Source organism: Neobacillus citreus (genome assembly GCF_018343545.2).
Lineage (GTDB): Bacteria > Bacillota > Bacilli > Bacillales > Cytobacillaceae > Neobacillus > Neobacillus citreus.
Genome location: NZ_JAGYPE020000004.1, coordinates 147,028 through 160,312 on the forward strand (window position 1 = coordinate 147,028; position 13,285 = coordinate 160,312).

General features: G+C 42.3%; 11 protein-coding genes. 8 read left to right on the top strand and 3 right to left on the bottom strand.

Features of this window, described 5'->3' with window-relative positions; translation table 11 throughout:
* On the top strand, positions 1–702 hold the full coding sequence (locus KHB02_RS04285) for a 3-oxoacid CoA-transferase subunit B (protein ID WP_213139949.1): 702 nt from the start codon (positions 1–3) through the stop codon (positions 700–702).
* Positions 703–1,210: 508 nt separating this feature from the next.
* Here KHB02_RS04285 and KHB02_RS04290 read toward each other — a convergent pair.
* Entirely contained in the window at positions 1,211–2,335 is a 1,125-nt protein-coding gene (locus KHB02_RS04290; protein ID WP_241113708.1) for a CAP domain-containing protein, read from the bottom strand.
* Between the two features lie 160 nt (positions 2,336–2,495).
* Between KHB02_RS04290 and KHB02_RS04295 the strand changes: the two genes are divergently transcribed.
* Together KHB02_RS04295 and deoD are read left to right on the top strand one after the other, a co-directional pair.
* Entirely contained in the window at positions 2,496–3,065 is a 570-nt protein-coding gene (locus tag KHB02_RS04295) for a YitT family protein (RefSeq protein ID WP_338088260.1), read from the top strand.
* Between the two features lie 132 nt (positions 3,066–3,197).
* Complete coding sequence (gene deoD, locus KHB02_RS04300) at positions 3,198–3,911, top strand: purine-nucleoside phosphorylase (RefSeq protein WP_213139950.1); 714 nt, start codon at positions 3,198–3,200, stop codon at positions 3,909–3,911.
* A 51-nt stretch (positions 3,912–3,962) separates the two neighbouring features.
* Here deoD and KHB02_RS04305 read toward each other — a convergent pair whose 3' ends face one another.
* Positions 3,963–5,291 carry an aspartate aminotransferase family protein gene (locus KHB02_RS04305; RefSeq protein WP_213139951.1) on the bottom strand — a complete coding sequence of 443 codons (1,329 nt, stop codon included), beginning with the start codon at positions 5,289–5,291 and terminating at the stop codon, positions 3,963–3,965.
* Between the two features lie 14 nt (positions 5,292–5,305).
* Complete coding sequence (locus KHB02_RS04310) at positions 5,306–7,069, bottom strand: sigma 54-interacting transcriptional regulator (protein ID WP_241113709.1); 1,764 nt, start codon at positions 7,067–7,069, stop codon at positions 5,306–5,308.
* A 318-nt stretch (positions 7,070–7,387) separates the two neighbouring features.
* Between KHB02_RS04310 and KHB02_RS04315 the strand changes: the two genes are divergently transcribed.
* From KHB02_RS04315 to KHB02_RS04335, 5 genes are read left to right on the top strand one after another with little or no spacing between them, the layout of a single operon-like run.
* Complete coding sequence (locus KHB02_RS04315) at positions 7,388–8,557, top strand: amidohydrolase family protein (RefSeq protein ID WP_213139953.1); 1,170 nt, start codon at positions 7,388–7,390, stop codon at positions 8,555–8,557.
* On the top strand, positions 8,554–9,918 hold the full coding sequence (locus KHB02_RS04320; RefSeq protein WP_213139954.1) for an APC family permease: 1,365 nt from the start codon (positions 8,554–8,556) through the stop codon (positions 9,916–9,918). Before KHB02_RS04315 ends, KHB02_RS04320 begins: the two co-directional genes overlap by 4 nt.
* 14 nt (positions 9,919–9,932) lie before the next feature.
* The gene (locus KHB02_RS04325) at positions 9,933–11,123 is read left to right on the top strand and encodes a M20 metallopeptidase family protein (RefSeq protein WP_213139955.1); all 1,191 of its coding nucleotides are present in this window, start codon (positions 9,933–9,935) and stop codon (positions 11,121–11,123) included.
* Positions 11,124–11,125: 2 nt separating this feature from the next.
* Complete coding sequence (locus tag KHB02_RS04330; RefSeq protein WP_213139956.1) at positions 11,126–12,472, top strand: glutamine synthetase family protein; 1,347 nt, start codon at positions 11,126–11,128, stop codon at positions 12,470–12,472.
* A gap of 33 nt (positions 12,473–12,505) precedes the next feature.
* Entirely contained in the window at positions 12,506–13,207 is a 702-nt protein-coding gene (locus KHB02_RS04335; protein ID WP_213139957.1) for a type 1 glutamine amidotransferase, read from the top strand.
* The last annotated feature ends 78 nt before the right edge of the window (positions 13,208–13,285 follow it).

The window sequence follows — 13,285 nt, forward strand, 5'->3', positions numbered from 1 at the left end:
ATGAGCTACTCTGTTAAGCATTATATAGCATGGCGTTGTGCACAGGAATTATCTTTAGGTTGTGTAAATCTTGGAATTGGAATCCCAACCCTGGTGGCAGATTATTTGCCAAAGGGAGTTGTTACCCTGCATTCTGAAAACGGCATCTTGGGTGCCGGACCAGAACCCGGACCTGACTTTGTTGTTGATCCGGAAAATATGGATTTGGTGAATGCTTCAGGTGTTCAGCCAATCACAGCACTGCCGCATGCTTCCTATTTTGATAGTTCATTATCATTTTGTATCATGCGCGGCGGCCATCTTGATGCTACTGTTATTGGAGCCCTGCAGGTTTCCGAAACAGGTGATATTGCAAGTTGGGCAGTACCAGGAAAGGATGTTCTTGGTGTAGGAGGAGCAATGGACCTCGTTGTTGGAGCAAAACGAGTCATTGCCGCGATGACGCACCTATCACCTAAAGGAGAACCGAAAATCCTTCCGGAGTGTACATATCCTTTAACTGCAAAAAATCGCGTCGACACTATCGTTACGGAGTATGCTGTCTTTAAATTCCGAGAAGGGAAGCTTTATCTGGTAGAAATGGTGGATGAACTTACTTTCGAACAGTTGAAGGAAATGACACCTGCTTCTTACGAAATTGCAGATGACTTCAAATGGGTAAAGAGAGATTCTATAACAGAAGAGCAACTTGTATTAAAATAGAATTTATCTGAAACGATACAATATCAATAAAATAGGAAACCTCAAAGGTTCCCCAGATTGCCGAGAAATGGTATTTTTCTCGGCAATTTTACATTTTGTTTAATTCATTAATGATTGTCCCTGCTAACTGGCCTGTTGATATTTCGGCTCCAGTCACCTTCTTTTCCTCGAGGAGGTACATGTTGTAAAAGGAGATGAAGTGTCCGAATAAGTTCCACCTTTCGGACAAAATCGCTTGAAAAAGAGGTGAAAAAGGCCGAACCAGTTCCACCTTCGGACAAAATCGCTTGAAAAAGAGGTGAAAAAGGCCGAACCTGTACAACCTTCAGACAACAAAATTGCTTGAAAAAAGGGGAGGTGTCCGAAAACCCCGGTTATACGGACTTTTATCCAAACAAGTAAATAAAAGGCTATCGAAGTTTTTTCGACAGCCCGAGAACCCTTTGTATTCGTTTTTTAATTTCGCCTACCGCTACCCATAATGTAATGACTAGGATGGGTAAACCGGTTATTTCGCATAAAAGTTTTCTGTATAGTATGGGTGTGACTCGTTATTAAATGCGACGCCTACACCAAGATATCGATATCCTTCACGCAAAATATTTTCCCGATGGCCGAGCGAGTTCATTAGCCCTTCATGCGCAAAAATACTGCTAAACTGTCCGTAGGCAAGATTCTCTCCGGCCAAACGAAAAATAATATCGTCTTCTTTCATTCGATCAAACGGGGATTGTCCTTTAAGATTGGTATGGTCAAAATAGTTATTAACAGCCATATCCGAGCTGTGCTTTCGTGCTGTTTCTCTCACGTGCTCATCCCATGTCAGGACAGGAAGCTGATGATTCACTCGAGCAGCATTGGTTAAATCAAACATCTGGTACTCAAAGCCCTCTTTTAGTTCAGGACTTGCTTTCGTGTAGAAATCAGTTTTCTCATCCTCAATGTCTTTTCTGATTATCTGCATCGCAGTTACCGTATTGCCCTCGTGTTTATCATAAAAAATAGTCACATACGCATTATCCTGCAAATATACATCATAATCCCTGTCTTCCTCAAACTGATAGACATACCGTCCTTTTTGAATTTGCTTTAGAGGATTACCCAGGATTGTATGAACCTCGTCCTTTGAGCTTCCGCGCTTAATCCCATTTGCAGAAGAGATTAAATCCTGGTCCGTATATACTCCTGAAGCTTTATTGTTTCCATCGTACATCACCATTAAAAAATTATGGTAATTAGTGTGGTAGGCGTACCAATCGCTCCCATACTCATTAAGGGAAGATCGTTTGGCTGCTCCTACATTCATTTCAATTTGTTCCTTTGTCTGGCCTAATTCAATATTTGATATAGAAAAGAGTTGTTTGTCAGGTGTTTGCAGCTCAATTTTTTCAATCGGTTCTTCTTTTTTTGGTGTCTTTGGAAGTTCTTCCAAGTTTAAGTTTAACTGTTTCAGCAGCTGTTCAACTTGGGCAAATATTTGACCAATCGCTGACATGATTTCCGGAATATTTACCTCTGAGTGGATCTTATCAATTGCTTGCACCTTATCGGTGTGGTCTAATTTTTGTTCAATTAGCGGGGCTGAATAATTAAATAAAAATAATAATGAAATAATAGCTAATATTCGAGTCAAATTTTTCCACCTCCATTACTAATTTCATTCTCGCCAATCCTACTGTTATCTATAAGTGTCTCTATGGGTTTAGTTACTATTTTAACAGAAAATGTTGCAAATTCGCTTATTCTTAATTTTTTGATGCCTTCATATCATAAAATTAAAAAGGTTGGACAAGGTGATTACTATTTTTGAGAAATTTTTTGCTACGATGGTTGGAAGTCTGCTGCTTGGTATCGGGGTTAACGGGTTCTTTATTCCTAACCATTTAATCGATGGCGGGATTTTGGGAATCGCTCTCATTATTTATTATTTTTTTAAATTCCAAACTGGGTTATCAATGATTGTATTAAGTCTCCCAATATGTATATTGGCATTGCTAAAAGAAAAGGCATATTTTTTAAGCAGCATTCAAGGGCTGCTTGTCTCATCATTATTTATTGATTTGCTTGCACCGCTTCGAGACGAATTTTCCGTTTCAAGTTTGACTGGTGCGCTGGTCGGAGGAATCATCATTGGAATCGGCGTGGGGCTTATGCTCCGTCATAAAACCAGCACAGGGGGTACGGATTTACTTGCCAAACTTATATCGAGACGCTTTTCGATCAATCTGGCACTAACCATTATTTGCATAGATGGACTGATTGTTTTGGCAGGATTCACGGTACTGGATGTTCATCACTTTCTTTATTCATGTTTGGCTATTGTAACTGTAGGGATTATCACATCCTTAATTGAAGGTTATTAACTTTGTGCTAATTGATTAATGTAAAAATAGAGAATTATTTCTATTAATGGTATCTTTTAATAATGCTGAATCAAAAAAGGCTAAAAGCGAGAACTTAATAAAAATTAGCTTTAGCACAAAGGAGAAAACATCATGAACGAGATGAAAGAAACACCTCATATCAAACCGAATGGTGTGGAAATTGCAGAAACCATCCTTTTACCGGGGGACCCATTACGGGCAAAGTTTATTATGGAGACGTATTTAGAAGATGCTCAGCAATTCAATTCCGTTCGGAATATGTTCGGATATACCGGAACGTATAAAGGGAAGAAAATTTCCGTCATGGGGACGGGAATGGGAATGCCAAGCATGAGCCTCTATTCCTGGGAACTGATACATATTTTTGGGGTAAAAAATTTAATTAGGATTGGAACCTGCGGAGCCATTCAGGATCATATGAATTTGTATGATCTTGTACTGGCGATGGGCGCCTCAACCGACTCTCGTTATGTGCATCAATACAATTTACCCGGTGAATTTGCCAATATTGCATCTTTTGAATTATTGGACAAAGCAAAGAAAGCGGCCGATCAAAAAGGACTCCCAGTGCATGTTGGAAATATCCTGACCAGTGATATCTTCTATAATGCCGACTCGACCGCACTGGAAAAGTGGCAGAAGATGGGGATTCTCTCAGTGGAGATGGAGACGGCCGGACTTTATCTGAACGCTGCCTATGCAGGGGTAAATGCCCTGACAATCCTAACAGTAAGCGACCATATCCTTCGCCGTGAACAAACAACCCCAGAAGAAAGACAAACCGCCTTTACAAACATGATGGAGGTTGCGCTTGAGTTGGCATAAAGCGACGAAACCACGAAAGGTGTCAGGCACTTAGTCCTGACACCTATTTTTTTACCAACCGGCGTATTGTTTGACTAAATCCATATTGATTTTTTGCTCCTGAAGATCGGAAAAGGATTGATCCAAAATGGAGATTGCCAGGTCAATTTCCTCCTTGGAGATAGTAAGCGGAGGAGTGATTTCAATAACATTGCTGTTGATTCCGACATAGAAGACAAGCAGCCCAAGTTCAAAGCATCGATAGCAAATAGCGGCTGTTTTTTCAGCTGCAGGGGTTTTCGTGAATCTGTCCTCCACTAACTCTACTCCAATCGCAAGACCTTTTCCACGAACATCGCCAATCCATTCGTACTTTTCTTGAAGCTTTTCTAGCTCCTTCAAGAAGTATTCACCGTTAACACGTGCATTTTCTATTAATCTTTCATCCTCGATAATTTGCAGTGTTTCCAGGGAGGCCACACTGCAAACTGGGTTCCCGCTTGTTGTAAACATATGAATACCCGTACCAACATCAAGAATTTCTTTTTTTGCCACTACTGCACTGATGGGCAGACCGCCGCCCAGGGATTTGCCGAGGACTACGGCATCTGGAACCACATCGTAGTGATCAAACGAAAACCATTTTCCCGTTCGTCCTAAACCAACCTTCACTTCATCAAATATTAGACTAATCTCATAACGCCTGCACAACATTTCAAGCCGCGGCAAAAAGTTCTCAGGGGGTACAATTAATCCGCCATCACTTTGAATTCCTTCAATAATGATTCCCGCTGTATGTTCTGGTGGGCAGATTGTTTTAAACACTTCTTGTTCCAGAAATTGCAGCACTTGGTCTGTTAATCGATCCGTCTCACCAAAAGGTGGCCTGTATGGATTGGGATAAGGGATTTTGACCACATTTCCGCTTCCGATAAATTGCGATTGGGCAGGATGTCCTGAGAGGGAAAGGGAGCCCATGGTCTGTCCATGATAAGAACCCATAAAAGAAATCATTCGCGTCCGGTTCTTTGCCAGCGGAACGAGCTTGGCGATACAATCATTGGCGTCTGAACCAGAATGACCTAGCCAAACTTTTTTAGGAAAATCACCTGGGGTGATTTTGATTAGTTTTTCTGCAAGAGAGACCATTGTAGGTTCTGGTGCAGAGAGCTGGGAGGTAAACGATAAGCTCTCATATTGCTCCTTGAGTTTGCTGCTGACCCTAGGATGTCCATAGCCAATTCCAGCAACCGCCCAGCCCGCTGTTAAATCGAGATATTCCGTCCCGTTTTGACCGGTGATACGAGTTCCTTTTGCTGATTGAACAGCAATCGGGTAAAAGCGGATTTTTAAACTGTTGGCAATCACTTGTTCTTCAGCTTTTAGAAAGGTCTTGCTCAAAATTGTTCCCCCTTTTATGAATAGATAAGATATTTTTTCAGCTTGTAATTTAGATTCTGCCTTGAAATACCAAGCTGTTCTGCTGCTTTTGTGATGTTTCCTCCAGAATGGTTCATCGCCTGTTCAATCATGATGCGTTCGAGTTTTTCAATTTGCTCGGGCATGGAGCCTGATAATTGGACGGATGATTCAGTTGCTAATGGTTTTTCGTAATTCTGAAGTTTATTTTTCATAACCGGCGGTAAATGGTCAAAACCGATCGTGGTTTCGTCATAAACAAGATTTAAGCAGCCTTCGATAACATGCTCGAGCTGGCGGACATTTCCTGGCCAGTGATAACGGTAAAAGAAATGGTAAACTTCCGCTTCTAATCCGTTAACGGATACATCCAATGCTTTGGCATGTTTTGCAATAAAGTGGTGGGCCAATGTCCGGATATCGTCCTTTCGATTACGTAAAGGGGGAATCACCAGATTGACCACCCCAAGACGATAATATAAATCCTCACGAAGCCTGCCTTGGGATATCGCCTCAAGAGGCTCTTCATTCATAGTTGCAATCACCCTAACATCAATATCAATGACTTTTGCTGACCCCAAACGCTGAACTTTTCGTTCCTGCAGGACTCGAAGAAGCTTAGCTTGGAGGTTCGGGCTCATCGAATTAATTTCATCCAGTAAAAGGGTTCCGCCCTGTGCCTGTTCAAATAAGCCGGCGCGATCCACTGCACCGGTGAAACTTCCTACAGTCGTTCCAAACAGGAGGCCTTCGAGTAGGGATTCCGGCAGAGCTGCGCAGTTTTGAGCAATGAAAGGATTGTGATTCCGCGGGCTTTCATTATGGATGCTTTGAGCAAACAATTCCTTACCTGTCCCGGTTTCACCAATAATTAGAATGTTTGATTTAGACCTCGCTGACCTTCTCGCTTGTTCGATGGTTTGAGCCATTTCACGGCTTGAGAAAACAATGTTTTCAAATTGAAAACGGGTATGATTCTTTTGTAATGTTAGGGTTGAAGGAAGAGCAGAAGGGCTCTTTGTTTGTTTTTGAAGCTCCATAATGGTATCAGCTAATTGTTTTTGTTCCGTAATATCTTTTGAAATTTCCATTGCAGCGGCCCTTTGTTCCCCAAGTAGCAGCGGAACGGTACGTACAAGAGTCGTAACCGGTTTCCCGTTTGTTGTGAAATGTGTTTCTCGATGATTCAGTGTTCTTCCTGTACGAACGGTCGTCAATAGTGTACTTGTGTGTTCATCCACATTCCAGATGTCATGAACCCGTTTATTTCTAACTGCTTCCGGTTCTAAAGAATCCACTTCCCCAGATTTGCGATTGTAAAAAAGAATCTTACCGTGTTCATCAATAACACAAATCCCTTCCTCAATCTGGTCTAGGATAACGTCAAATAATTGCCTGACTTTATTCATTTCATTAATTTGTTCCTGCAACTGCTGGCTATGAGTGATGTCTTTTAAAAATAAATAGTAGGTAACACTTTTATCCATGTTTTCATGGCAGCCAATATTTCCGACAAACTGTTTGGTCCCCAAAGAAATCTGGATACCCGTTTTTCCCTTTTTCTGAAAGCTCTTCTCAAACTCTTCAGAGGGAATAAGTTCAAATACAGAAGATCCGATTAGATTGGAGGGACTGCCTTGAAATAACCTTGCCGCTGGGCGGTTTAAGGAAATAATTTTTCCATCTTCATTGATAACCATCATACAATCAAAGGCATGATTCCATACTTCTTCTAATAATGGATGCTGATCAACATTCAATTTCATCACCTGTCTAACATGAAAAATAATGAGCGAAAATTTTTTGTCGCTTTAATAAAGGTAAATGACCTATTTTCAAAATATTATCATAATTACAACAGGTTCAACACATATATTTTGAATTTTAGTAAAAGTGAAAAAGAATGACCGAAAAATATTTTTCAATAGAAAAAATTTTTTCTCGGAAATTACAGCCTTTATTAAAGAGGAATTTTAATTTCTCCTTGTTATGATAAGGATTTTTGAGTAATTTTCTGAACTTTAATAGTTGGCACGAAATTTGCATGCCTTTTGACATACAACAAAGGAGGGAATCAAATGAGAGTATCATTACAGGACTGTCAAGCGATTGATGTACATGCACATCCATACATAGCCAATTCGGAGCCATTTACAGCGGATGAGTTTGTAAGAAAGCTGTCGCTTGCTGTCATTCCAAATCAAATTCCAGAAAACTATCAGCGGGTTGCTAAACAGCCATATCCGGGAAGTAATATGTGGGTGCAAATTTTGATTCAGCGTTTAGCAAAATATTTTTCATGCGAGCCGACGCTTGAAGCAGTTGTGGAACAGCGAAATGCGAGGGCACTAGATTTCAAAAAGTATACACGGGAGCTTTTTCAGGATGCCAATATTACCGGAATCGTCGGAGACTTTGGGTATCCGCAGCCGCCGCTTTTAAAGTCCGAATATGCAGATTTATGTGGAGCGAGAATCTGGGAAATTTATCGAATTGAACCAGTAATGGTCCGTTTAAGCGAGGAATGTCAAACTTTTGCAGAATTTCAAGAGCAGTATCGTTCCGATTTAGCAAATGAGTTGAAAAAAGCTGGAGTAGTGGGATTAAAGTCGATTATTGCTTATCGCAGTGGTCTTGAAATTGCGCCTATGAATGAACAGCTTGCCGCCGAAGAATATGCAGAATTTAGTGCTAACACAAGGGCAACGGCGAAAAGCTTCCGCGATTATTGCTTGCATGTTGCCATGGAGGAATGCACTTCATCGGATAAGGTTATGCATATTCACACAGGTGTTGGAGACGGTGAAGTGGTGCTGCCAAAAGCAAGCCCTAGTTTTCTATTAGAAATGCTAAGAGATGAAAAATATCAAGATACAAAAGTGCATCTTGTTCACGGGGGCTACCCTTGGGTAGAGGAAGCGGCATTCATTGTCAGTATTTTACCTAATGTTTATATGGATATTTCCTTGCAGAATCCATTTAGCGGCCACGGGGTCAAGCGAATTCTATCACAAGTATTTGAATTTGCGCCATTTGATAAGGTGATGTACGGTTCAGATGCCTTTACGGTACCGGAAATGAACTGGCTTGGTGTTCATTTATTTAAGGAATGCTTCGAGGAGGTATTAACCTCTTGGGTAGAATCTGATTATATGGATGCCGAAACAGCAAGAGTCATTGGAGAAATGGTCCTATTCCGTAATTTCGAAAATGTTTATCAGAATTATTTAAAGGGGGCGATTGGATGAGCAACAATAATCAATTAGGGCTTGAATCACAGAAAAAGCTTGGCTACTGGTCAATTTGGGCACTTGGTGTAGGTGCCGTTATCGGCGATGGGATTTTCCTATTGATGGGGCAGGGGATTGCGACCGCAGGGCCTGGAGCGATTCTAGCCTATGGTGTAGCAGGACTGTCGCAGTTATTCTTGATGATTGCGCTAGGGGAGCTGGCTGTCGGAATGCCTACTGCAGGAGCCATGTCTACATGGGTCGAGCGATTTATGGGAAAATGGTGGGGCTTTTTGTCAGGTTTCACCTTTGCACTCGGCTGGGTTATTGCCGGAGGAAGTGTTGGGCTCGCATTAGGGAAAATTACCATGTGGTTTTTTCCGCAGCTAAAAGGTGACTTATGGCCAATGTTTTTTGCCATTTTCTTTATTACCCTTTTTGCTGTACTGAATATTCTTGGAACAGAAATCGCAGCCAGAACACAGTTGATTCTCGTCGTGATCATGACGCTCGTCATGGCTCTTTTCTCGATCATTGGTATCAAAGATATGAACTTTGAAAACTTCTCACCATTTTTACCACACGGAATGGATGGGTTCTGGTCAGCGATTCCACTTGGAACCTACGCTTATTTAGGGGCAGTTACGCTGGCAACCGCAGGAGGAGAGGTAAAAAATCCCAAGGATTTGCCAAAGGCGTTAATTTGGTCTAGTTTGACTTTCCTTATTTTGTATACAGCAGCACAAGCTGTCTTGCAGGGATTAATTCCTTGGGACAAAATCACTATGGATAGTTCTCCGTTTACCGAAGCGGCTGGAATGGTATTTGGTGTTGCCGGTGCCTACATCATGAATATGACAGCATGGATTGCGGCAGCCACTTGTATTTTAATGGGTACACTTTATGCATCATCAAGGATTTTTTATGCACAGGCAAAAAGTGGATTTTTACCTTCCTTTTTTGCGTATGTTCATCCAAAGACTGGTACACCTGTTTATGGAATTATCGTGGTTTGGGCGTTGTCTGTAGGATTAGTCGTTTTAGGGGTGTTGAATCCCGATTTCCTATATGTTGAACTATCCACTCAATTGGTTCTAGCTTGGTTGGTTTCTTGGACATTGGCACTTATTGCTGGAATTCTTTATCGAAAGAAAGCTCTGCAAGAGGTGCAACAGCTTCCTTGGAGACAACCTCTATATCCGTTATTCCCGGTTCTTGGCTTCGTGGGAATTGGAATCGTCTTTTACGGAACCTTTGTCGGCTCGCCAATGACCTTGGTTCGCGGCGCAATTGGCATGGTAGTTCTGTATGTGCTATTTAAGTTATTTAATAAATCTAAAAATCTATCAAACACTTCAAGTAAAGATACAACAATGTAAGGGGGCATTCAACAGTGCTTACCAAAAAGGAATTAGAAGTACAAAAAGACCTTGAAACAAAACTATATGAAATACGCCGTCATCTCCATCAACATCCCGAACTTTCCTTTCAGGAGTATGAGACCTCCCGCTTTATTGCTTCCTGCCTGAAGGAGTGGGGAATCCCTTATCAAAAGATTGGTGAAACTGGTATTTTCGTAGATATTATTGGGGAACACGGCGAAGGGGCACATATCGGAATTAGGGCGGATATTGACGCCCTTCCCATCCACGAACAAACCGGTCTCGATTTTTCATCGAAGAACCCAGGGATTATGCACGCTTGCGGCCATGACGGCCATACAACGATTCTCCTTGGAACGGTTTATCAGTTATATCATTTAAAAAGCCAATTGTCTGGGAGAGTCCGCTGCATTTTTCAGCCAGGAGAGGAAGCAGATGGGGCGGCCGAGCAGCTTATTAATCTAGGAGTCTTAGAAAATCCGTCTGTTGATGCCATGCTGGCTCTTCATTTGTGGCCCCACCTCCCACATGGGACGGTCGGTGTAAAGTATGGGGCAATTACTGCTTCCTGCGACGATTTTGAAATTATCGTAGAAGGAAAAGGCGGCCATAGTGCACGGCCGCATCAAGCGATTGATGCGATTACGATAAGCTCGCAGATTCTTCAAGCATTGCCAACGTTAGTCACAAAGGCAAGCAATCCGGTGGAGCCTGTTGTGGTCCATGTTGGAAAAATTAGTGGAGGAACTGCCAGCAATGTTGTCGCAGACAAGGTAGTAATGGAAGGGACAACAAGGGGAGTTAACAGAGAGACTCGAAAAAGACTAGCGGCACAAGTAACAGAATTGTGCCAGAATATTGCCCAAGCCTTTGGCGGTAAGGCCATCGTCAACTATAAAGAGAGCCATCCTCCGGTTATCAATAGTGATTGGGTGACGAAAGCATTGGAGGAAGGGGCAAAAGAGCTTCTCGGACCGGAAAAGGTGTTCCAATTGAAGGAGCCATCGATGGGTGCGGATGATTTTGGGGCTTTTGCGGAAAAGGTTCCAAGTACATATTTTAGGCTAGGAGTCGCTCAGGAGGGGAAACCTGCCTTTGATTTACACCATCCGCAATTTGAGTTTCATGAATCGATCATTCCCGTTGGGGTCGAGCTATTCACCCATGTCATTATGAGCAGATTGCATAAAGGAGTCGAATAAATATGATAACAAAAGAACAGGTACTAGAGATTGTCGCGAAAGAAAAGATTGAATTTATCCGTGTGGAATTTCTTGATTATGCCGGCGTAACGCGCGGAAGAACGATCCGTCCGGCACAGCTTGAGGATGCAATGGAAAAGGGAGTCAATTTTAGTACAGCCATTATGAGCTTTGATACATTTGATGAGTATATTCCGAATCCTGCCTATGGTCCGAATGATGGAGATTTCTTCGCTGTACCGGATCCGAGCACTTTTGCTATCCTTCCTTACCGAAAGAATACTGCCCGCATGCTGTGTGACTTGGTTGATATTAATGGGGAACCATGGCACGGTTGTCCAAGAGGTGCGTTGAAACGGTTATTAAATGAGGTAGAAACGCTCCTGGGCGGAAAAATGTACATGGCTTTCGAGCAGGAGGCTTACCTTTTAAAGGACCAAGCTGGACAGCTTGTTCCTGCCGATAACAGCCATTGTTTCTCGTCCGAAGGCGCCGATTTGCAAGAGGATTTCATCCAAGACTTTGTTTATTCCCTTGAAGGCATGGGAGTTAAAACTGAGCAAATCTCCAGTGAATATGGCCCGGGCCAGCTTGAAATCAATTTAAAATATACCAATGCTTTAAAAGCGGCAGATGACCAAGTCACTTTCATGCATTTATTCAAGCAGATTGCCCGCGATAAAGGGATGGTCGGGACCTTAATGCCTAAGCCCTTTCAACACTTAGCCGGAAGCGGACTACATGTCCATATCAGCCTTTACGATGAAGCGGGTGAAAACCTTTTTGAAGATCCGACAGACCAACGCGGACTTGATATGTCCGAAAAAGCTTATCAGTTTATCGGCGGACTTTTGAAGCATGGTTCTTCTTTAATAGCAATTGGGGCACCAAGCGTTAATTCCTATAAAAGAATGCAGCCTGGTTCCTGGGCACCGGCCCATATTTGTTACGGCTCAGGAAATCGTTCTGTATTGGTACGTATACCAGAGAAAAGAAGAGCCAGACGTTTCGAATACCGTGGTGCGGATGGAACGTGCAACCCGTATCTTTTAGCGGCTTGTTTGGTAGCGTCAGGTTTAAGGGGTATTCAAAACCAGCTTGATCCAGGCGAACCAGTTGATTTCGATGTAAGTGCTGCATCCGAGTTCCAATTGAAGGAAAGAAATATTAGCTGGGTGCCAAGAAGCTTAAAGGAAGCGGTTGATTATTTGGCACAGGATTCCGTGTTGGCCCAAACCATCGGCAGATCAATTTGGGAAGAATTTATCAAGATTAAGAGAACAGAATGGGACAAATATTCCCGCTACGTAAGCGATTGGGAACGAAATCTTTTTTCTGCCAGATTTTAAGAAACCTCTTAAACAAAGCAAGGGAGAAGAAAATTGAGAATACATTATCTACAAAATGACCCATTAGCCACATTAGGTTTAATTGAAGATTGGGCTTTGGAAAGAAATCATTCTATATCATGCACGACCGTCTATGAAAATGAAGCTTTTCCCTCGATGAACGATTTTGACATGCTGGTGATTTTAGGCGGGAGAATGGGAGCATACGAGGAAGAGCTTTATCCATGGCTTGTGGACGAAAAGAATTATATTAAAGAAGCGATCGATCAGGATAAATGGGTGCTGGGGATTTGTTTAGGGGCGCAGCTTTTGGCCGATGTTTTGGGCGGTAACGTATATCCCCATACCCATCAGGAAATCGGCTGGCATCTGATTGAGGTAACTCCTGAAGCCGGGGAAATACCCCATTTTAATGGTGTGCCTTCTACATTTCATGCGTTCCAGTACCACGGGGATACCTTTGACCTGCCAAAGGGGGTTAAGAACCTCGCACAAAGTGAAGGGTGCAAGAACCAGGCCTTTGCTTTTGGTGAAAGGGTAGTTGGGCTGCAGTTTCATCCTGAATTTTCAGAGGAGATTATTGAATTCCTTCAGGGTACCTTTGGAGACCAAATTACACCCAACCGCTATATCCAAGAGCCAGCAGCTTGGCTCAAGCAGGAGGAATCAATAGATGGCGCTAGGACTGTATTATTTACACTGCTAAATAATATGGAAGCGGGATTTTTAAAATAGTAAGACAACTGATTTTGCAAGCACTATTTATGTTAATAGCGCTTGCTTAATTTATAATAATATTATGTTAACCTTAGC